At 54.9% G+C, this 19,933-nt stretch carries 21 protein-coding genes; 12 read left to right on the forward strand and 9 right to left on the reverse strand.

Annotation, left to right across the window (positions count from 1 at the left end; translation table 11 throughout):
• Positions 1 to 130: 130 nt before the first annotated feature.
• From DMG62_08805 to DMG62_08830, 6 genes are all read right to left on the reverse strand, one after another.
• Entirely contained in the window at positions 131 to 1,309 is a 1,179-nt protein-coding gene (locus DMG62_08805) for a hypothetical protein (protein ID PYY23191.1), read from the reverse strand.
• 395 nt (positions 1,310 to 1,704) lie between these two features.
• Positions 1,705 to 3,396 (reverse strand): hypothetical protein, encoded by a 1,692-nt coding sequence (locus tag DMG62_08810; GenBank protein ID PYY23192.1) that lies wholly within the window; start codon positions 3,394 to 3,396, stop codon positions 1,705 to 1,707.
• 14 nt (positions 3,397 to 3,410) lie between these two features.
• Complete coding sequence (locus tag DMG62_08815) at positions 3,411 to 3,644, reverse strand: hypothetical protein (GenBank protein ID PYY23193.1); 234 nt, start codon at positions 3,642 to 3,644, stop codon at positions 3,411 to 3,413.
• 362 nt (positions 3,645 to 4,006) lie between these two features.
• Positions 4,007 to 5,188: a hypothetical protein gene (locus DMG62_08820; protein PYY23194.1), complete on the reverse strand. Its 1,182-nt coding sequence runs from the start codon at positions 5,186 to 5,188 to the stop codon at positions 4,007 to 4,009.
• A gap of 107 nt (positions 5,189 to 5,295) precedes the next feature.
• On the reverse strand, positions 5,296 to 5,733 hold the full coding sequence (locus DMG62_08825) for a DUF2203 domain-containing protein (protein ID PYY23195.1): 438 nt from the start codon (positions 5,731 to 5,733) through the stop codon (positions 5,296 to 5,298).
• A gap of 154 nt (positions 5,734 to 5,887) precedes the next feature.
• Positions 5,888 to 7,009 carry a quinolinate synthase gene (locus DMG62_08830; protein ID PYY23328.1) on the reverse strand — a complete coding sequence of 374 codons (1,122 nt, stop codon included), beginning with the start codon at positions 7,007 to 7,009 and terminating at the stop codon, positions 5,888 to 5,890.
• A 474-nt stretch (positions 7,010 to 7,483) separates the two neighbouring features.
• Here DMG62_08830 and DMG62_08835 point away from each other — a divergent pair, with 474 nt between their 5' ends.
• The 12 genes from DMG62_08835 (at position 7,484) to DMG62_08890 (ending at position 18,603) form a co-directional block, all read left to right on the forward strand.
• Positions 7,484 to 9,427, forward strand: a complete 1,944-nt coding sequence (locus DMG62_08835; GenBank protein PYY23196.1) for a hypothetical protein — start codon at positions 7,484 to 7,486, stop codon at positions 9,425 to 9,427.
• Positions 9,412 to 10,158 carry a hypothetical protein gene (locus tag DMG62_08840; GenBank protein ID PYY23197.1) on the forward strand — a complete coding sequence of 249 codons (747 nt, stop codon included), beginning with the start codon at positions 9,412 to 9,414 and terminating at the stop codon, positions 10,156 to 10,158. Before DMG62_08835 ends, DMG62_08840 begins: the two co-directional genes overlap by 16 nt.
• A gap of 288 nt (positions 10,159 to 10,446) precedes the next feature.
• Positions 10,447 to 10,677, forward strand: a complete 231-nt coding sequence (locus DMG62_08845) for a gas vesicle protein (protein ID PYY23198.1) — start codon at positions 10,447 to 10,449, stop codon at positions 10,675 to 10,677.
• 6 nt (positions 10,678 to 10,683) lie between these two features.
• Positions 10,684 to 11,331, forward strand: coding sequence for a hypothetical protein (locus DMG62_08850; protein PYY23199.1), 648 nt, complete (start codon positions 10,684 to 10,686; stop codon positions 11,329 to 11,331).
• A 32-nt stretch (positions 11,332 to 11,363) separates the two neighbouring features.
• Complete coding sequence (locus tag DMG62_08855) at positions 11,364 to 11,699, forward strand: gas vesicle protein K (GenBank protein PYY23200.1); 336 nt, start codon at positions 11,364 to 11,366, stop codon at positions 11,697 to 11,699.
• A gap of 271 nt (positions 11,700 to 11,970) precedes the next feature.
• Positions 11,971 to 13,587, forward strand: a complete 1,617-nt coding sequence (locus tag DMG62_08860) for a flagellar motor protein MotB (GenBank protein PYY23201.1) — start codon at positions 11,971 to 11,973, stop codon at positions 13,585 to 13,587.
• A gap of 332 nt (positions 13,588 to 13,919) precedes the next feature.
• Entirely contained in the window at positions 13,920 to 14,267 is a 348-nt protein-coding gene (locus DMG62_08865) for a gas vesicle protein (GenBank protein ID PYY23202.1), read from the forward strand.
• 45 nt (positions 14,268 to 14,312) lie between these two features.
• Positions 14,313 to 14,636 (forward strand): hypothetical protein, encoded by a 324-nt coding sequence (locus DMG62_08870; GenBank protein ID PYY23203.1) that lies wholly within the window; start codon positions 14,313 to 14,315, stop codon positions 14,634 to 14,636.
• Positions 14,637 to 14,660: 24 nt separating this feature from the next.
• Entirely contained in the window at positions 14,661 to 16,799 is a 2,139-nt protein-coding gene (locus DMG62_08875; protein ID PYY23204.1) for a hypothetical protein, read from the forward strand.
• Between the two features lie 167 nt (positions 16,800 to 16,966).
• A complete protein-coding gene (locus DMG62_08880; GenBank protein PYY23205.1) occupies positions 16,967 to 17,467 on the forward strand; it encodes a hypothetical protein in 501 nt (166 codons plus the stop codon).
• A complete protein-coding gene (locus DMG62_08885; GenBank protein PYY23206.1) occupies positions 17,343 to 18,251 on the forward strand; it encodes a GvpL/GvpF-family gas vesicle protein 1 in 909 nt (302 codons plus the stop codon). The genes DMG62_08880 and DMG62_08885 overlap by 125 nt, the downstream gene beginning before the upstream one ends.
• A 4-nt stretch (positions 18,252 to 18,255) precedes the next feature.
• Positions 18,256 to 18,603 carry a hypothetical protein gene (locus tag DMG62_08890; protein PYY23207.1) on the forward strand — a complete coding sequence of 116 codons (348 nt, stop codon included), beginning with the start codon at positions 18,256 to 18,258 and terminating at the stop codon, positions 18,601 to 18,603.
• Positions 18,604 to 18,611: 8 nt separating this feature from the next.
• On the opposite strand, the gene DMG62_08895 is transcribed toward DMG62_08890, so the two are convergent.
• The 3 genes from DMG62_08895 to DMG62_08905 form a co-directional block, all read right to left on the reverse strand.
• Complete coding sequence (locus DMG62_08895) at positions 18,612 to 19,058, reverse strand: RES domain-containing protein (protein PYY23208.1); 447 nt, start codon at positions 19,056 to 19,058, stop codon at positions 18,612 to 18,614.
• Positions 19,055 to 19,474, reverse strand: coding sequence for an antitoxin (locus DMG62_08900; protein PYY23209.1), 420 nt, complete (start codon positions 19,472 to 19,474; stop codon positions 19,055 to 19,057). Before DMG62_08900 ends, DMG62_08895 begins: the two co-directional genes overlap by 4 nt.
• Before the next feature lie 129 nt (positions 19,475 to 19,603).
• Positions 19,604 to 19,861, reverse strand: coding sequence for a hypothetical protein (locus DMG62_08905; protein PYY23210.1), 258 nt, complete (start codon positions 19,859 to 19,861; stop codon positions 19,604 to 19,606).
• Between the last annotated feature and the right edge of the window lie 72 nt (positions 19,862 to 19,933).

Below are 19,933 nucleotides of genomic sequence, written 5' to 3' on the forward strand. Positions count from 1 at the left end.
GCCGGTGAAGCTGTTGTCAAAGCCGGGCAGCACGCCGGGGACAAGGCCGTTCTGGTTGAATCCAGGATCATTCGTGTTGCTGTCGTAAAGCCAGCGGAAGCTCAGCGACTGTCTGTCCGAGGCGATGTGATCAATTCGAATCTGATGATTGTTGTCCGGAATCGCAGCGGAGGCCACGCGAACGAAAAGGCCGGTTTGAATATTTTGGCCTGTGCGCGCCGAGCCATTGCAAGTGCCTGTAGCACTCGGAGCTTGAATACTGATGTTGGAAAGCGATGTAGCGCCGCGCACCGAACCGAGAGCTTTTAGATAAAGCGCAACATTTGGACAGCTTGCTGCCAACGGTTGCAACACTGCAGCAACCCCTAGCGAAGAAAAACGTCTTGCTTCTGCCGTCGTACAAGTGCGGCAGTACGACTGGCCCGCCGATGCTGAACCACGGAATATTGTGCACGTTTCGCGGGGGCCGCGTTAAACCACCAACTTTCTGGTTGTAATTCAGTGCTTTGAACACGTCGCCGGTATAGGCGTACGCCGCAGTTCCATGCAGGGAATTCGTTCCTGATTTGGTAATTTGATTGATGATCCCGCCTCCGGCGCGTCCAAACTCAGCGGTGAAATTCGATGTTTGTACGTTGACTTCTTCAATCGCGTCCGGATTAGTAATCGTGTACGCCGGGCCGGTAACCGAGATGTCGTTGTTCTCGACGCCATCGATCAGAAAGTTATTGCCGCGTGGACGCTGGCCATTGACGGTAAAAACAAGAGTCCCGTTCTGGTTGATGTTGCTGTTAGGCGACACCACGACGCCAGGCGCTGTCATGGCAAGCGTCAAAGAGTCCAGACCAATCAACGGCAAATTGGTTACGGCACGCGAGGAAATGTGCTCGCTGCGAACCTGTTCGGAGGTCTGGAGGGAAACCTCCGCCGCGGAAGCCTCGACGTTCACAATCTCGCTGCCCCCGCCGACGTTCAAGGCGAAATCGACTTCGAGCTGACGCGCCGCCTGCACCTCGAGACCGCTCTTGCGAAGCGTCCTGAACCCGGGCGCTTGCACTTCCACGACGTACGTGCCGAGGTCAACCGCATCGAAACGATAGATCCCTGCGCTGTTGGTCGTGGTGCGCCGGCTGACGTCCGTCGCCGGCTCCGTGAGAATCACTGTGGCGTTGGCGACCAAAGCGCCACTGGGATCGGTAACCGTGCCGGTTACTGTGCCTCTACTGGTGACTTGTGCCGTTACACCCGCCAGAGCCATAAACACAAATGCCAGCCCTGCAATAGCTTTTCGAAGCAAATCTTGCCGCATCGATCCTCCTCGGAGATGGTTCGTCTTTCGCTGGGCAAGCGTTCAGCCGTCGAACTGAATTTCGGGGAGCGCTTGCCCGCTCATTCCGAGAGCCCGGAAGTCGGTGCGAAGGCACCAGCAAAGACGAATGCCTAACTCCTAAGCAGGTCAGCAACCAAGCTGGTAAACAAATGTTAACTTATGTAAATCAGAGATTTAGGGACGAGGGATCCCACTCATCACTGAGTTTTGCATACGCATTCTTGAAGTTACGCAGACTGAATCCCATTTTTGGAATCGCCATCACTAAGAGATGGCGGTTGGACGACAGGAATTCCCGACTGGAACCGTCTTCCACCCACTTGATAGCAGTATCGTTCGTCCCAGTTTTCACGGAGAAATTGAATTTTTTGGATTCATAGAGCCGCTGCCCGGAGCTCCGGGTGAGTGAGGTTTTTGGCCGCTGTCGCTAATGGGAGCAAGGACCCGAGTTTTCCCCGATATTGATTGGCTTCGCATCGGAAGCGGGCGCTTTCTTTAGCGTCGCTCACGGAACGTCCGGCACTCAGGATAAATCCCAGCCGAAAAGCGCAATATGCGACTAGATATCCTGGCAGACGCGTCTGAATCGAATCGCCGGATATTCGCTCGTATTCGCCAATCAGCAGATCACTAGCCTCTTCATCAAGCTTCCATTCCACGATGGCGCCGGCGAGATCCCAGGCAATGTCGGTTGCGCCGGGATAAAAATGATCATCGCCGTGGGTGGCGGCATCGACCTTAAACAGACGACCACGGTCAGTAGCAATCCACTCGTGAGGCATCATGCGCGCGTCTGCAATGACCGGCCGCTCAATTGGCAAAACGACGGAATGCGAAACATTCAACGCTCGCTCGAGATTAATTTGGGTCATCTCCTCCAGTGCATTGGTCGAAGCGTTTGCAGTCTCAAAATGGGCTGCGCGAAACGTGCAGTATCGGGCAAGCTGCAGCACGATGTCGCGATCGGCTTGGGTCCGCCGCTCGCCAGCGATCCATGTACACCTGCTAAATCCGTCCGCTGCGGGATGAGGATGCGCGCCCCAGCCATGCTCCGCTAATATGTGGGTTCGGCGGCGGACGGCACTTCCATAATGCCCATAGCCGTCGAAACGAAGGATGTTTCGCCGGTCGGCTGAGAGGAATTTCCGTCTCTCCGTCCAGGACCACACTCCGGGCCATTGATGTTCATTAGCGAATACCATGCTTCGCCACGCTCCCCAGCCAATGTCGTCAGCGGCGTCTGTTGGGATGTGCCGCGTGGGCTTCAGCGCAATGCTTTTGAAGCGAATCCAGCGCGTAGCCGCATTCGGCGCCAGCAGCGATGACAATTTGGGTTGTGAGCTTGGCAGCAGGAGAATGCGGTCTTGTGGCACGCCAACTCGAACCAGAGCCTCTGCAACCGCCAGAAAAGACGATCCGCTGAGCCCTGGGCCTTCATCGATTACAAGAAACAATGCGTGGCGCTGAAGTTTATTTGTAATCCACTGCAGATCCCGATCGGAAAGCATCAGCGTGCGATCAAACGGGTGCCCGCTCGGCCGGACAGTGATCCGGTCGGCCGGAATTCCGCGCAATTCGAACCAGGCACGCACAACGGCGCTGAGCGTCGCACCGATCGATCGAATTCCGACGACTGCTGCGGCAGGAGCGCTGAGTGGGTTCTCATTCAGCAGGTCTATGTAATCCAGCGGGTGCAGCGCGTAATAGCAGAATCCTTCCGGAATGGGAACGGCGAGAAGCTCGGGGACGTCCAGAGCATTGATGTTGTCAAGGATGGGCGAGGGAAGCTTCAACTGTCCGGAGAGTGCGATTGCGAGCTGATCCGTAGTTCTGGCCAGGATGTCGGCTGCTCGGTGGCATCCTTCATGATCCGCGAGAGAGCACTCCAGCTCCCCTGACCGAAGCAGCGCCTCGGTTAATCGCTCTCGGGTGGATGGAAGACTGAAGTCTGAAATGGAGTACAGGGCGTTGAGGTTCTCTCGCAACGTGCCGAGAAGTTCGGGCCCATTGAGAACACGCCTACCGTCGCGAAAGACCAGAAGGTTCCAACTGTCGCTTGAGCTCACGCTGTATGGTGAGGCTAAGCAGCCTCTTTCTTGCTGCCTCGCGATACTCGGGGCGACCGGGACACGTCGCCTTCTTTATCGATGAAATAAAGATATTGGTTGTCGCGGTCTACTGCCTTGTCCACGACAATTTCCGTTTTGCCGTCGCCTGACTTTGGCTTCTGGCAGACGTTGCCGTCTTTGTCCAAAAAGTAGAGATACTTCGTGTAATCGCGTTTCAGCCCAAGTTTCTTAACCTTTTCCGCCATAGGGTTCCTTGGATTCTAGAATAGAGAATCCTGATGCCTGTGAACGCATCTGGCACGATGCGGCGCAAAGCAGGGCGTACATTGGCGCGGAGTTGCAGCAGCTCCGACCGTTGGATGAGATATGCGCCTGTTTAAATTCCCTAAGCAATCGCTTGTTAACTCTATTTGGGCCAGAAACTCCGAATAACTGCTTATCACACAGAAAGATGCAGGCGAAAATCTAGAATTCCCTGCCATGTCCTGGCTGCAAGCAAAATTTCGGATTTTTGGGGAGAATTCCGCAATTTTCGGCAAGAATTCGAAAATCTCCGGTTATCTCGCTTGTTTTTCGTTTGCTCTGGGATTTATGAAGGGTCTGGAATTCAGCGCACCGCTCTCTTGCTCTTGTGAGTGGAGACTTGCGCAGTTTTCACTGGAGTCTCTCCGGGTGCGAGGACTCGTTTCACGATGACGCCTTCAAGCCGGTATTTCTGTTCAGCCGTGCTGCCGTTCTCATCTTTTACGTGGATCGTAAACGTCGGCTGTTGGCCCAGGTTCTCGAATGATTCTTTACCGACGCTGGCGGGCAGCAATCCGAATACATTCCGTTGCCGATATGCGGTTTCATAGCGATGCTTACGGTTGTTCCAGGTGAAGACGCGCACCTGGTTATAGTCGAAGGGCATTCCGTCCTTCGGCTCAGTCATCAGGACCAGGTAGTACGGCACATCTTTGTTCAATTCCGAGTCGTGAACGGTAGTCAGTGGATGGAAAGCAACAATCCGCTGACCTTCGGCGTATTGCGCGATCTCCAGTGGTGCATCCACGTCGATCATCCGCGCGAGGACCCATCCGGAGTGTCCCTGCGCGGTACGCACCAGCCACCAGTCTTCCATAGAAACACTTGGAGCCGATGCCAGCATCTTGTCGTGTTTGGCTTTTTCCTTTGCTGTGAGCTTCTCTTGGGGAGCAGGTTTCTTTGGCGCAGCCACAGCTAAAGACGGCTTCTCCTTCGCTTTGTATTCCTTTTCGTCCTCTCTAGCGGCATCGCTGGCGTCCTGCTTTTCTTCGGAAGCGCTAGAGCCAGATTGCAGCTGCGGAGGGGGTGGAGCAGAACTCGCCGCCTTCGCTACAGTCGTCCTCTGCAGAAGGTCAACTTTGTCTGCTTCCCTGATCAAAAAAAACCTGTCGGTATCACGTCCGGGTGAGAGGTGGAGGCGGAAATCATTGCGCAGCACGCCTTGCGCCTGCATGGGATCATTCTGATGCTCGCGATACATCTGCTGGAAGGCGGCGAATACGTTCTCGCCGACCAGATAGCGATCCTGCAACCATCCTTCTTCTCCGGCCGCATTGCGCACACGTTCCCATCGCTTACCACGCTCGAGCACCACTACGCGGTCCCCGTTGCGGACTGTTCCCGCTTTGGTATACACAGGCGCGACCCGGTCGCGAAGAAATGCCTGAGGCGCGGTCACGTAGAGAGTGTCTTCCTGCTTGCTCGCCCCGTGTATTCCGCACGCAGAGAGTGCGATTAAGATCGCGAAGAGAAATGACGCAACCAAAGTTTTTGGAAATTTGCGCAGCGAGGGGAGCACAGATCGTATTGTCAGAATTTAGAAAGCGGTCAATCGATGTCGTATCAAGACAATTCGATTGCTCGACATTAAAGCTAATTTGGTTTCTTCTTCAATTTCTTGATGTTCTCATCGATCGGCTTGCGGCCGGCGTAACCTTCGTCAACTCCGTGCCAGTGGGTAATCTTATCCTCACCCATTTTCCAGCAGAGCAGAATCGTATTGCCGTCGACCACACAGGGAAAATCGAGCAGGCCCATATCGAGATCTTTCACCTGAACCCCGGTAGCATCAATTTCGGCCACGACATCTTTGATCCGCTGAACAGTCTTGTCGCGCTCTGCCCGGCGTGTAGCAGCTTTTCCGATTTCGACGAGCAGACCTCCTGACAAGAAGATCCGTTGCCCGAGCGCCTGAAACTCAGCATCGATCGTCTCAATCAATTTCTTTCCGTCAATCGCCTGCTTCAACAGCAACCTAAGGACGGGCAGCAGGACTTGGGCTTCCTGCAGGGTAAAAGTGCGTTGTGCCATATGGGATGAACCTATTTTAGTCGATGGCGCTTCTTTTATGTCATTCCGAAGCCGCCCAGTTTGCGGCGAAGAATCCCTATCGGCCTTTGCGTGGCAGTAGTACGGAAGCGCATGGAAACGATAGGGATTCCTCACTTCATTCGGAATGGCAAAATCAAGTCCCGATCTCCAACATCCGATCCAACGCAACTCTGGACCAGTACTTTACATGGTCAGCCACGCGAATGCGATTGACCACGTTGCCATCCACAAGGTTTTCCAGCGCCCACGCGAGGTGCTGCGGCGAAATTCGGAACATCGTCGTGCACAGACATCCCAAATCGTCAAGTGTGATGACTTTCTTTCTCTGCTCTGCGAAGCGCTTGCCCATGCGGTTGACAAGGTGAATTTCTGTTCCAACTGCAAACATCGTTCCTGCGGGGGCGTCTTCGATGATCTTAATCAGGCGCTCAGTGGAGCCGAGCTGATCCGCCTTCTGGCAGACTTCCCAGCGGCACTCAGGATGCACAATCACCTGAATTCCCGGATATTTCGCGCGCACATTGTCGACGTGCTCCGGTAGAAAACGCTGATGTACCGAGCAATGTCCTTTCCAGAGAATCACTTTGGCCGCGCGCAGACGATCCGGTGTCAGTCCGCCATTGATCATGTACGGATCCCACACCACCATCTCCGAAAGTGGCACTCCGAGCTTGTAAGCTGTGTTGCGTCCGAGATGCTGATCGGGAAGAAAAAGAATTTTGGGGGATTTCGCGTAGGCCCATTTGAATGCAGCGCCTGCATTCGAGGAGGTGCAAACCAGCCCGCCGCGTTCGCCTACAAAGGCTTTAATGGCCGCGGCGGAGTTCATGTATGTCAGCGGAGTAATGCCGCTGCCGTCCCTCCCAACCACTCCGAATCTCTCCAGCTGCTCCCAGCAGTCTTCTACCTGGCCGATTTCAGCCATGTCAGCCATCGAGCACCCTGCATTGAGGTCCGGCAGAATCACCTGCTGATCAGATCGCGCGAGGATATCTGCGCTTTCCGCCATGAAATGCACGCCGCAAAAGACGATGTAACGTCCATCCGTCTGCGCGGAAATCTTGGAAAGCTTGTAAGAATCCCCAGTGTAATCGGCAAAGCGGATCACTTCATCGCGCTGATAGTGGTGTCCAAGAATGAAGCAGTCGCGACCGAGCTCGCGACGAGCCTCGGCGATGCGGTCATCCATCGTATGATCGGGGAGGACGAGATAATTATCCAGCGAGCATAAAGCTCGGTCGGCAACGGCAGTCATCAAGTTTCCGCCTTCAGTCTCGACACAACTACCGACCAAAAATTCGGCGACGTTGCTCGAAACGGGGATGTTGAAAGCAATCCGCCGGCTCCAGTAGGTGCGCTGCGCAGTTTCACGCCCCACCTACGGGGTTGTTGAAGCCGACATCTGTAAGATGTCTCAGCCGCTCAAAAGTCACAGGAAATGTGCCTAGTTAAGTGGCTGAAGCACAATAAGTTTCGCATTTCGGGGTGCTTCTGTGCAACTGTAAATGGGCACAGCCCGGAAATATTGGCGCCGAACCACCGCTGGATACGCATGTTGCTGAAAAATAACCTCTATCGGGAGGCGCTCTGAGTGGCCGAAGTGCGATGATCGGGGTTGATTTTCGGGCGATTAAGTGCTGCATTTGACAGTTTTTGGGGCTCCCTAGGCCTCGCAGAACTATTTCTTACGGTCTAATTCTGTCCGGGAGTTGCGCATTCCAGGTCATCGATGCCACAAAAGACTGCGAAAAATCCCGAACTCACCTTCTTTTTGGGCAAAGGAGGTGTCGGGAAAACTACCGTCAGCACCGCATATGCCCTTCATGCGAGCGCTAAGCGACAGAGGAGTGTGGTGCTCATCTCAACCGATCCGGCGCACTCTCTCGGCGATGTGCTCGATCTAAAGCTGAAGCCGGGAATGCAGACAGTGCGTGGCGTACCCCGCGGCAAGCTCTCGGTTTGGCAAGTGGATGCCGGGGCTCGGTTTCAAGAATTCCTCGATGAATACCGCGACGCGATCACGAATCTGGTTGAGCAAGGAACCTTTCTTTCAAAAACAGAAATTGATTCGTTTCTTGAAACAACTCTGCCGGGACTTGCGGAAGTAAGTGCGCTGCTTACAATTGCCGACCTCCTGGAAAGCGCCAAGTTCGATGAGATTGTGGTTGATACGGCGCCTATCGGGCACACGCTTCAGCTGTTTCGCATCCCCACACAGCTCGCGCGCTTCCTGGAATTTCTGGAGCTCTCAGGTAAGCGCGACGAAGTCTTGGCTCAGCATTTCGGCGGAAGCACCACTCTAAGACGGCCCAAAGTCCTCGATAAATGGGACGACGTACTGACTTCTCTTCGAGCTGCGCTGTCGTCAAAGCAATCGAAATTGGTGATGGTCAGCAGCGCAGAAATGTTTTCGCTCGAAGAAGCTTCACGAACTGCTCGCCTGCTGAAACACGACTTGCGTGCAGAGATCGAGGAAGTGGTGCTGAATCGTGTCGTAACCCGCGCTCGAAGTTGCAAACGTTGCCACAAACGTGTGCAGGAGTATGCAGCCGCGTTGAAATTCGTGAAGAGCCGATTCCCAAATGCGGACATCCTTACAGGAGAAGACCCAGGTGCGCCGCTCATTGGCGCTCAAAACCTGGGACTCTTTGGCGAGCACGTCTTCGCTGACAAGCCTCTCCGGCTCAAGATGTCTCGACCGAAGCGCACAACTCCGGTGAAGTTTGAAGCTGCGAAGTGGCCAGTGACTAAGACGCAGCTCACACTCACAGTCGGAAAGGGCGGAGTGGGAAAAACCACGATTTCCGGAGGCCTCGCTTATGCCCGCCGCGAGCGGCATCCGCGCGAGAACCTCTTAATTTGCTCCACCGATCCCGCTCCATCGCTCGACGACTTGTTTGGACAGAAAGTTGGGGCTGAGGCAAAGCCGGTCTTGAACGATAAGCACTTCGCTGCCGTGGAAATCGACTCGCCCGCTGAATTCCTGGCTTGGAGTAAAAAGGTTAAGGGAATCATCTCGCAATCGCTCGAGATGGAGCGAGGTGGACTGCACGTTCAGCTGTCGTTTGAACATGAAATGATCTCGACGTTGCTCGACATCGTGCCTCCAGGAGTAGACGAGATTTTTGCAGTTTTCAAGCTGCTCGACTTTGTCGAGACACGCAACCTAGCGCTTGTGATCGACATGGCGCCCACCGGCCATGCGCTCGAGTTGTTGCGCACGCCTGAGCGGCTGGTCGTGTGGGCGCGCCTGCTGTTGAAAAGCCTTGCTCGGCACCGTACACTGCCGCTGGCGCAGGATCTGGCAGTGGAAGTCGCGTCGATCTCGCAACGCGCGAGAGAGCTTACGGCTCTGCTAAAGAATAAAAAGAGCGCCAACGTTTTTGTGGTCATGCTTCCGGAGCCGCTGCCTGATCGCCAGACCGAACGCTTGCTTGAGAGTTTGCGCGAGCTGAAGCTCACGCCCACGGCTGTGTTCGTGAATCGGATTCTTACAGAGAAAGAATCGCGAAATTGTCCGCGTTGTGAGTTGACACGCCGTTGGCAGCTTGCGACTGTATCGCGTCCACGTGCTGATAATCTCGTGCATTATGGAGTCCCCAACTTCGCTGGCCAGATTTCTGAGCTTTCCGGGCTGAAAAAACTGACGAAACGACTGTGGCAAATACACTGAAATCGAAATCGCGAGCGAACAGCGCCCGCTTGCTGTACCTCTATGGCATTAGCGCAAAAAATCCGAAGGTGAAGATCACGGGGTCGATTCATGGAATCGCTGCGGTCGAAACCCTCGAAGACTCGGGGCTGACAGCCTGGTTAAGCCGCGTTCCCGAAACGGAGTTCGGAGAAAAGTTGGCTGCCCATATGGAGGATCTCGAATGGCTGGCAGGCGCAAGCGTACGTCATCAGCGCACGGTTTCTCAAATCTCCGAATCCGTCACGCTGCTGCCGGCCCGTTTCGGTACCATCTTCAAAAATGAACAATCGTTGCTGGAACACGTGCGGGCCGAAAAGGACAAACTCACCGCGACGCTTCTACGCATTGAAGGCACAGAAGAATGGGGTGTGAAGCTGTTTCTGAATCCGTTGCCTCCGGCGTCTCCGATTGAAACTACTTCCGGGCACGATTACTTGCGAGCCAAAGCCATGGTTCAAGTCAAGAAGCGCACGGAACTCGATCCAGACGTTGTTGAATTCGCGCGCGAGCTGCAGGCGATCGCGGCGGATTCAGCTCCTGCCGGCAAAGTCAGCTCAGGCCAAAGCAATCTCGAGTGGCAGGCCTCATTCCTGGTTCGAAAGAAAGATCGCCCGAAATGGGACAGCATGCTGAAGCGATACGCCACCCGGTGGGCGGATCGCCGCGAAATCCAATGTTCGGGGCCTTGGCCGCCGTATTCATTTGTGTGACGCCTTGGAAGGCGTTCTGTTCGGCAGTATGATGACGAATCATGGGTCAAGGAATAAAAGGTTGTCGTCCAGGTCGCAAGAACCGGCGAAAGTTGAGGAGATAGGGGCAACCGGCCTGGATTTCCGCCGCCTGCGCAGCGAGATTATTCCTGTGGACTTGGGTGTTGGCTTCGCATGTCGAGCAAATTAAGGCAGGTATTCGCGAAGCTGAGGCGGGCAAACTGGTCCGACGTGTCAAGGTAAAGTTTGCTATAGCCAAGTGGTTCCACCGCAACTGAGTGATTGTGGATGACAACTGTCAACAAAGCCGAAGTAATTCTCGAGCCTGCCCGCTCCGCTGAAGACGAAGCTTCCCTGCTCGACATCCTTGATCATGTCCTGAACGCTGGCATCGTCCTGCACGGGAGTCTGGTGATCTCGGTGGCCGGAGTCGATCTCGTTTTCTTAGGATTGAATGCAATCCTTACCTCTGTCGAAACCGCGATGAAGCACATTGAGCAGCATTCCGTCTCCTCCTGAGCTCGGATGCCAGTACTTCCCTACTGTATTGTGCTTCGCGATTCTGGTATTTCGACTCCCAAAACAGGAGTTTTGAATTCCGGCATTCATCAAATGAGTGAGGGTAATCTGCGGGGACTGTACTCCGAGCTTTTGAGAAGCGAGATCTCACCAAGAATCTTTCAGCAAGCAGCCCTGGAATTCCACAAAGTCGTACATGCAGTCTTTGACGAAACAGCCGTGGTGCCGTTTCGCTTCCCTACCTGGCTGACACCAGCAGAACTCAGCAGGCATTTACAACAGGAGTCGCAGCGCTATACGACATTTCTCAATAACCATGCCAAGCACACGCAAATGGAAGTTCGCCTCACATCGTCCACCACTTCACCAACAAACGCTATAAGCGGCACAGCGCACTTGCGGGCCCGAGCAGCTGAGTCCTGGCAATTACGCAACACAGCAGAAGAGTTGAAGAACCTACTCTCATCGGAGGTGATCGAATGGCGCGAGCGCGACACTTCACAAGGAATGCGTCTCTACGCACTCATTGACCGAGCTAACGTCACCTCTTTCCGTGAGAGACTGGGCAAGCGCGAGCACGACACTAGCCTACGTTGGAGCGGGCCTTGGCCGGCAACGGAATTCCTGGAAGCTCCGCGGAGATCTGAACCCTGAGCGACGAACCCAAGAAGATCGCTCCCGATGACATGGAACAGGCCATCGAAAGCCTCAACCAGGAACTGGCGTCGATTGCCGGTGGAACTACGCAGCGTCTCGACTGCAATTCCGAAAACATCGAGCAAGGGCTCGCACGCCTGGTGCTCAGTCTCATCGAGCTCCTTCGCAAACTTCTCGAGCGTCAAGCCATTCGCCGCATGGAAGGCGGCAGTTTAGCCGACTCTCAGATCGAAGAAATGGGACTCGCGTTGATGAAGCTCGAGCAGAAGATCCGCGAACTCGCGGACCATTTCGGTCTTAGGCCAGAGGATTTGAATCTCGATCTAGGACCGCTAGGCCACTTGTGGACTGACGAAAAAAAGTAAAAACGCTGTGTCGCATGGCCAAGGGGGTCGCCTCTATAGCCGCTGACTCACAGCCGAGGGCGGCTGTGCCACCAGCTTAAGAAAAACGACAATTGGAGCAAGATCATGGATTCGCGGGTCCCTACGTCGGGCAGTTTCGTGGCCATCTTCCAGCATCGCGGCCAAAGGCACCTGTGTTGGCAACGTCCAACCGTTCTAGTACCTGAGTGATGTTCTCGGGCAGGCCGATGCTGCATAACATCCTTTAGGCGATTCTCTGTCCTTCCCCAGAATGCGCCATTCGGAGAGGTCAATGAAACCACTCGTTCATCTTGCCCTGGCAGCTTCTCTCAGCTTTACGGCTGCCGCTCAAAGTTCATCTTCACAGGCTTCATCGCCAGGTAAGACTTCCGTTGCTCACCAGATGAAGGCGATCAACTACCGAAATGCTTCGTCCTCGAAAGTCGACATGCAGGGCACTTCGCTCATGCCTTCGGCCAACGGCGATGCGCAGGTTAAGAGCCGAAGTGGACGTGTGGAAGTAGAACTCAAGATGGCTGGCCTTGAGCCCGCCAACAAGTTCGGCATGGAGTACCTGACGTATGTCTTGTGGGCAATCAGTCCTCAGGGTCGAGCTGTAAACCTTGGTGAACTGGTGCTCAGCCACGGACAAGCCCAGGTGAAAGCCACCACGGAATTGCAGACTTTCGGCCTCGTCGTGACCGCCGAGCCGTACTTTGCTGTCACCCAGCCGGGAAGTCTCGTAATCTCGGAAAACGTGCTGCGCTCCGACACCGCCGGCATGGAGCAGCAGATCCAGTTCAGTTATCAGCTGTTAGGACGCGACGCGTATAGGTCAAGCAATGCGCGCATTGAGAATGCGATCTTCGGAATCGATCCGCGCACTCCGCTTGAGCTGTTTGAGGCACGCAACGCCGTTCGAATTGCTCGCAACGCGAATGCTGACAAATACGCAGCCAGTGCTCTCGCCAATGCTGAAAAATCATTGGCGAATGCCGAGACGGCATATCGCAACAAGCAGAAATCTTCGGTTGCAACATACGCTCGCGACGCGGCGCAAACGGCGGAAGATGGGCGCGTGATGTCGCTCAAGAAGCAGGAAGAAGAGCGCCTGGCGCGTGAAGCGCAAGAACGCGAAGCCCAAGCTCGCGCTCAAGCGGCGGCGGAAGCCCAGCGTCGTCAGCAGGCAGAAGAGGATCGCGCCACGGCAGAAGCAACGCGAGGCGAAGCCGAGCGCATGCGCAAGGAAGCGGAATTAGCAGCGCAGCAGGCCCAACAGGCCAAGGCTCAGGCTGAACAAGCCAAGGCAGAGGCGGAAGCCGCCCGCCAGGCCGCACTGGCGCAACAGCAGCAGTTAGCAGCGGAAGCCGACAAGTCCCGTGCCGCTGCCCAAGAAGCCGATCGCCTGCGCCAGCAGGCAGAAAAAGACAAGGCTGAACTTCGCGCCCGTCTTCTCCAGCAGCTCAATGCGGTACTTGAGACGCACGATAGTGCCCGCGGTCTGATCGCAAACATGGGCGACGTGCTGTTTCAAACTGGCAAATACGAACTGAAGCCCGAAGCCCGTGAGCGACTCGCCAAGGTCTCCGGCATCCTGCTGGCCTATTCGAGCCTGAAGGTTGCGATCGAGGGACACACTGACGCTGTCGGAACCGACGATTACAATCAACGGCTCTCCGAACAGCGTGCAGAAGCTGTACGTAATTACTTTGTAAATCAAGGTGTGGCTGCAACGTCGGTCACGGCACGAGGATTTGGAAAAATGCAGCCTATCGCCGGCAACGATACCCCTGAGGGCCGCCAACGCAATCGTCGCGTGGAACTGGTACTTTCGGGGGATGCGATCGGAACGGACGTAGCGACAGCAACTTCGCCGCGCGGTCAATGAGCTCCGCGCGTCAATAAACAGTCCAAATCCATAATGCGGTCTTGTCTGTGCAAAATGAGTACGGTACGCATCTAGCGAACAAGCTGAAAGTCTCAGCCCGGGCCGCACTGCCGGGCTGAAATTTCTACACAGAGGCAACTCCGCCTCTTCAAGCCGCATCGAATTTATGAATCTGTCTAGGTACTTCCCTGCGGATGCTTCCCCCCACCCGTTCTGGTGTCGTTTCCGCTGATTTATTTTTGTTTACAGGGCTCGCAGCCTTGGCTGAATGGTGCTGTTTTCTGTACAGTGAGCAGTTCGTGTTTTAGCGTATTCAGTGTAGAGAGAGGCGGATGGATCGCGCACCTACAGTATCCGGCACTACAAACCTTATAGACATCCTGGATCGAATCCTCGACAAGGGTCTGGTGATCGCCGGAGATATCCGGGTATCGCTGGCCAATGTTGAACTGTTGACTATCCGCATTCGGCTCCTGATCTGCTCCGTCGATAAAGCCGAGCAGATCGGGATGAATTGGTGGAAGTTCGATCCAAACCTTACACGTCAGATGCCGGACACAAGGCCGCGTAGTCTGCCGGCGGCACAAAGACGCAGCGTTGCTTCTGCGTTGGGGGGAAGGCCGCGACGGTCAGCGACTCCTCCAGTTACGCGGCCCAAACCAGGATCGCGACAGAGATAGAGCAAATGAAACAGGAAATCATGGAGAAATTGAGGAGGGGCCCAGATGGCTGTTGAGAGAGTATCCGGCGGATCAAGCCTGATAGATGTTCTTGATCGCGTGCTCGACAAGGGCATGGTCATTGACGCATGGGTGCGGATCTCCCTGGTCGGGATTGATCTCATTACCGTTGAAGCCCGCGTTGTGGTGGCTTCCATTGAGACTTACCTGCGATACGCCGATGCAGTCGGACTGATGCCTACCATCAGCCGTCCGAAATTGGCAAGTGGTGAGGAAGGATTACCGGGCGAAGAGGAAGAAGGCGAGGAGCTAGTGCCGGTTCCACGTCCTCGTCCTCGCAGGACCAAAAAAGGCGGAGGTCGGCGGTAAGCCCAGACGCCCCCAGGGATCCTAATGGCAACGCCTGAACTTCGTCTGCTGAAGCCAGAGCCGGCCAAACGCCGCGTTCGAGTTACGTCACGACGCACCCCGACGGCCTTAAGACTGCTCCAGGCCGAGCGCTCTGAGGAAGTCTATCCGATCCTGCTCGAGGAGATCGTTGACCTTGGCTTCCAACGCACATTCATCGTTGCTGTCGATTTCGAAACTGGCGAGGTCCTCCCCTCAGCCTCACTGAACTGCTCCAAGAATTATCTAGACCGGTTTCGCAGTTCGCTATTTGCGGCTGGAAATCCGGTTGTTGATGTGCTGCATTCGCAGAGACCGAGCGTGGTACGAGACTCCTCCCTTCACCACCGCTCGCTCTACTGTCACCCAATTCTCTACAACAATACGACCGTCTGCTGGGAAGCAGAGCGGGAACGACGAGCAGAATGCCTGGCTGTAGACAACAGTGCGCGCCGCCGCAAGATGAGTCTCGAAAGCCAGGTATGCGGCACCTGCAGCATGCGCGCCTATGCCGCACTAGTTGGGGTTGAGCTTCCCACAAAAAGCACACCAGAACTGGTGCCCCTTAGCAATTTGATCGAGATGGCGAATCGCTATCTCTCTCGACTCTTCAAGGTCGAGCACTACTACAACCGGATGACGGACATGGACGTGACCATCGCCCAATTGCAAACCGTCATGCAATCCATGAGCGATCCGGTTATCCTGACGGACAATCATTACCGGGTTATCGTTCAAAATCGGGCCGCCGAACGCTTCTTTAAAGTCCCTGATAGCACCGTCGCGGAAGGCCTCACCGAAGGCTTGGCGCGAGCTGTCGAGATGAATAATCTGCTCTTCTCCGCAGCACTATCTTCAGTAGCCGTTTCCGGCGTAGAAGCCTCACGCGATCTCACGTTGATCGATGCCATCGAAGGCGAAGAGATGCTCTTTGAGGCCGTCTGCACCCCAACATTTACCCGAGACGGCATGCCTCTAGGCATGGTTACGGTGATGCGCGATGTCACCGATCTCCGCCGGGCTGACCAGGAATTGCGTACGAACTACGAGAAGCTGCGTGCGGCTGAGGAAGTAGTCCGTCAGGATCGCGACCGTCTGAACGTAATCATTGAAAGCGTCGGTGATCCCATTGTGGTATGCGACGGATCGGCAAAAGTCGTGCTTCTCGATCCGCTTGCGCAAAATTTGTTTGGTATTAGCGAGAAGGAGACGCTGTCCGATACCGTTCGTGTCAAAAATCAGGCGCAACTTGACGCATACGTGACTGCCTTCACCTTTGGCTTTGCCGATAAAGAAAGTGGCACTCTTAAGCTCACCGATCCCGATACGAAGCAGGAGATCGAGTACGACACACGTTCCGGCAAGATTTATGACGAGCGAGGACAAGTAGCTTTCACGGTCACGGTTTTGCGGGATCTGACAGCGCTGCGGCGTGTCGAGCAGCTGAGAGTTGAGCGTCGCATGCTGGAGATCGAAAAATTTGCTGCCGCCGGACGCCTGGCTGCAACTATCGCCCATGAGGTGAACAATCCCATGGAGGCGATCAAGAACGCCATCTATCTGCTTTCCGATTCGGTGAAAGCCGATGCGCAACCAATCTATGACATTCTGAAGTCCGAGACCGAGCGCGTCGCCCGCATCGTTCGGCAGATGCTCGGTCTCTATCGAAACAACGAGCAGGTCAAGCCGGTCAACATCAATCTGCTCGTAGAAGACACCCTTCTGTTGTTGAATCGGCAGCTCCAGCGAAACAACATCGAGGTTAAGACCAAGCTGCGCGAGTTGCCCGCTGCAGTCGTGGCCGCTGATCAGCTGCGCCAAGTCCTCTCAAACCTGGTGATTAATGCGAAGGACAGCATGCCTGACGCCGGCAGCTTACAAATACGCACGCGCCATGTGCATCACAGCAAAGAGTATCCCTTGGGAAGTATTCGCCTTCTGGTGGCAGATACTGGAAGCGGAATTCCGCCAGAATTGCGAAAGACCATTTTCGAGCCTTTCGTGACGACAAAAGGTGAAAAGGGCACAGGACTCGGATTGTGGATTGTTCGCGGTATCATCGGCAACCATGGGGGCAAGATTTCTTTAAAAAGTAAGGTTGGCAGGGGTACGGTCTTCAAGATCGAATTGCCCGCGGTGAGGTAAGCACTTGCTCATCACCGGGACACAGCACGGAGAAAATCCGTTAGAGCAGGCGGATCGGCGGGGCCACAAACATGGCTGTTAATGAGAAATGTGTCAGGATTCAGAAAAGCCAAACCGGCGCCTCTCTCCATGTCTCAATCTCCGTGGTGAAAAGGGTTTTGCCTTAGATGTCCTCCGACCAGAAATTCTCGATTTTGGTTGTGGATGATGAGCGCGCAGTGCTCACTACCTACGGCCTTATTTTGTCGCGCAAGGGATACGATGTAGAGACTGCAATCTCATCAGCGGAAGCCTTGCAGGCGTTGAATCGCCGGGATTTCGATCTCCTACTCTGCGATTACTCGCTGGAGCAAGAGCACACCGGATTTGAGGTCATCGATTACGGCCGCAAAAAGAAGCCGAACACGAAGGCCGCGATCCTTACCGGATATGCAAGCAAGGAGACAGCCGAGCAGGCACGTAAAGATGGGATTGCCATTCTATACAAGCCGATAGACATCGAAGAATTCTTTACAACAATCGATAAACTTTTGAGAGAAAAGTATGAGTCCCTCGAAAACAGCGAAGAAGAAAGCGGGCACAGGCACGGCGCGGCCGAAGAAGGAAGCCGCAAGGAAGGAAGTACACAGCCTGCAACCGGTCGACGTCCCCGCAGTCGCGCAATTTAACGGCCAGCCCCAATCACAGCAGCAAGAGGGCCGCTATGTGTACGGAGTGATCGAAGCACGCGACAACGTCAGCTTCGGCAAGATCGGCATTGGTGGCATGGGCGAGAACGTGTATTCAGTCCACCACGGCGACGTCGCCGCAGTCGTAAGCAAAACCCCAGTTTTCATCTTCGATCCCACACGCGAAAATGCCCTCGCCCACGAGCATGTGATCGAAACGGTGATGAAGACGAACACCATCATCCCGATGAGCTTCGGCACGGTCTTCCGCACGGACGACGACATCCGCGAGGTGCTCAAGAGCATTTATCCATCCCTCAAAGATGTGCTCAAGCAGATGGCCAACAAGCTGGAATTTGGGCTCAAGGTGACCTGGGATCGCGATCGTATCGTCGAAGAGCTAAAGCGTGAGAATGAAGAGATTCATCGCTTCCAGCACGAACTCACGCGCAAGCACCTGCAATCCACCTACTTCGCCCGCATGCAGCTCGGACGCATGATTGACAAGGCACTCTCCGAGCGCGCGGCTGAGGTCGTCCGCGAGATTTACGACGGACTTCGAACTGTATGTGTGGCGTCGCGTGACAACAAGGTCATTGGCGACAAGATGATCATGAATGCCGCCTTCCTCATCCAAAAAGATAAGGAATCCGAATTCGATGCCGCCGTAAATGCAGTGGCGCAAAAATTCGGCGATCGCTTGAACTTCAAATATACCGGCCCATGGCCTCCGTATAACTTCGTGAACATACGATTGAAGCTGGAGAGAGGAACGGCAAGCTAACGACGTGCTATTCATCGACGACCTTCTCGCTCTCCCGATCACCGGCTTCAAGTCGATTCTCCGGACATTAGCCAAAGTGGCTGAGGAGCAGTACACCGATGACGCTCCTATTAAAGAACGTCTACTGCATCTTCAGGTAGAACTCGAGGAGGCCAAGATCACCGAAGATGAATACGTCAAGCAGGAGGCGGAGATTCTGCGCGAGTTGCGCGAGATTCAAAATCGCAAGCGCGAACTGGCGGGTTTACCTCCGGAGGAAGCGAGTGGCTTTACCGGGAAGGTGAAAGAGGGTTCCAGAGTGGAACTCACGTGGGATCCGAATTCCGATGAGAACGTCGGCCCGGGAAGATAGCTCCCCAGCTATTTCTTGATCCTCATCTCAAATGGATACTCGTAAGCAGAATCAATCCTTATTCGCGCCGCGTCCGGATGCAGCGGGTTCAGCAATACATTCGAAGTTGCTGGCACCAGTGCGCTCGGCACCAGCAGCAGGGCGGAACGTTGCGATCTCAGCCACTCGGAGCCGATCTCGCGCGTCTCGTCCACATGATTAATCCAATCCTTGCGTAGTGCTTTTCCATCAAAAATCTCGGTACGGATTTGATCATCGATGCGCACCGAAAGCAGCGTGTACTTTGGAGGAAAATCATTTGCGCTGGTGTGCACGCAGGCTTCGAGCAGGGCGCCAGCGGGAGTTTCAGCAAGATACACAATGGGAGAGCCGGCGTTATGCCAGCGTCCGGGAGCACGCAAGCCGCCGGTCCCACTTAGCTCCTTGTGCTTACTGATACGCCAGAGCTGGATCAGACGAACATACCTTCGTCGATTTGAACGAGCAGTTCCTCCACGATGCGGCTGCCCGCATCGGTCTTCAGCAGCTCAAACGGAGAGCGGTTGGCCAACCGCGGATTCGGACGGCGCAGCCACGCCAGCGCTCTCTCCCGCGATCCGTACAGGCTTTCAGTTTGGGAAAGCACACGCATAAGTCGGAGCAGGCGATCCGACTCTTCTACGGTGAGCTTTTCTCTGCGCGACCGCCGATGTTGGAGGGTACGCAGGGGAATCACAAGGGCGCCGACTTCGGAGCGAGTAACCCCAAGCGTGAGCAAGCGGTTGATTGCGGAGGCAGGAAGCTGACGCTCGATAAGATTGAGTACATCCTGTTCCGATTCGGGAGGTCGAACGCCTAACCATTCCCCAAGCTGCTGATGAAGAGCAGTCATAATTTCCTCAGAACATTATGCCACGCTCTGAACGGCAAAATGCGAATGAGCATCTAAGCTGCTGAGCTTCTAAGCCATAACACTCTGAAAATACGGGCCTTATAGTCCGAGCGGCCCAAGTTGCGGCATCTACTTCGTTACCACGCTGGCTGCCTTAACCTTCAATCGCGGCGCAGCGAACATCCTGCCGACTTCCGAAATGGATCGAAGCAGTTCTTCGTAGTTTTTCGGTTTGAGATACTCTACGTCCCTTGACAGTAGCAGTTGATACTCAAGTTCGGCCATCAAGCCCATCGCAATCCAAATGAACCGTTGGAAGGCCGGATCACCATTGCGACCGCGACCATCAGCAATGTTCGATCCAATGGAGATCGCGGATCTGCGCATCTGGGAGGTCAATCCGTAAAGCTCTTCCCTTGGGAACTGGGAGTCATTCGAGGGACGGCGAGCGTCAAATCA

It is taken from the genome of Acidobacteriota bacterium (genome assembly GCA_003225175.1).
GTDB lineage: Bacteria > Acidobacteriota > Terriglobia > Terriglobales > Acidobacteriaceae > Gp1-AA112.

What these genes read in the sequence shown, in the direction of transcription:
- DMG62_08815 (PYY23193.1), bottom strand. Translation starts at nt 3,644, where the DNA reads ATGGCGGAAAAGGTTAAGAAACTTGGGCTGAAACGCGATTACACGAAG.
- DMG62_08830 (PYY23328.1), bottom strand. Translation starts at nt 7,009, where the DNA reads ATGACTGCCGTTGCCGACCGAGCTTTATGCTCGCTGGATAATTATCTC.
- DMG62_08900 (PYY23209.1), bottom strand. Translation starts at nt 19,474, where the DNA reads ATGACTGCTCTTCATCAGCAGCTTGGGGAATGGTTAGGCGTTCGACCT.
- DMG62_08855 (PYY23200.1), top strand. Translation starts at nt 11,364, where the DNA reads ATGGAACAGGCCATCGAAAGCCTCAACCAGGAACTGGCGTCGATTGCC.
- DMG62_08825 (PYY23195.1), bottom strand. Translation starts at nt 5,733, where the DNA reads ATGGCACAACGCACTTTTACCCTGCAGGAAGCCCAAGTCCTGCTGCCC.
- DMG62_08835 (PYY23196.1), top strand. Translation starts at nt 7,484, where the DNA reads ATGCCACAAAAGACTGCGAAAAATCCCGAACTCACCTTCTTTTTGGGC.
- DMG62_08805 (PYY23191.1), bottom strand. Translation starts at nt 1,309, where the DNA reads ATGCGGCAAGATTTGCTTCGAAAAGCTATTGCAGGGCTGGCATTTGTG.
- DMG62_08865 (PYY23202.1), top strand. Translation starts at nt 13,920, where the DNA reads ATGGATCGCGCACCTACAGTATCCGGCACTACAAACCTTATAGACATC.
- DMG62_08875 (PYY23204.1), top strand. Translation starts at nt 14,661, where the DNA reads ATGGCAACGCCTGAACTTCGTCTGCTGAAGCCAGAGCCGGCCAAACGC.
- DMG62_08880 (PYY23205.1), top strand. Translation starts at nt 16,967, where the DNA reads ATGTCCTCCGACCAGAAATTCTCGATTTTGGTTGTGGATGATGAGCGC.
- DMG62_08905 (PYY23210.1), bottom strand. Translation starts at nt 19,861, where the DNA reads ATGCGCAGATCCGCGATCTCCATTGGATCGAACATTGCTGATGGTCGC.
- DMG62_08850 (PYY23199.1), top strand. Translation starts at nt 10,684, where the DNA reads ATGCCAGTACTTCCCTACTGTATTGTGCTTCGCGATTCTGGTATTTCG.
- DMG62_08845 (PYY23198.1), top strand. Translation starts at nt 10,447, where the DNA reads ATGACAACTGTCAACAAAGCCGAAGTAATTCTCGAGCCTGCCCGCTCC.
- DMG62_08885 (PYY23206.1), top strand. Translation starts at nt 17,343, where the DNA reads ATGAGTCCCTCGAAAACAGCGAAGAAGAAAGCGGGCACAGGCACGGCG.
- DMG62_08860 (PYY23201.1), top strand. Translation starts at nt 11,971, where the DNA reads ATGCGCCATTCGGAGAGGTCAATGAAACCACTCGTTCATCTTGCCCTG.
- DMG62_08870 (PYY23203.1), top strand. Translation starts at nt 14,313, where the DNA reads ATGGCTGTTGAGAGAGTATCCGGCGGATCAAGCCTGATAGATGTTCTT.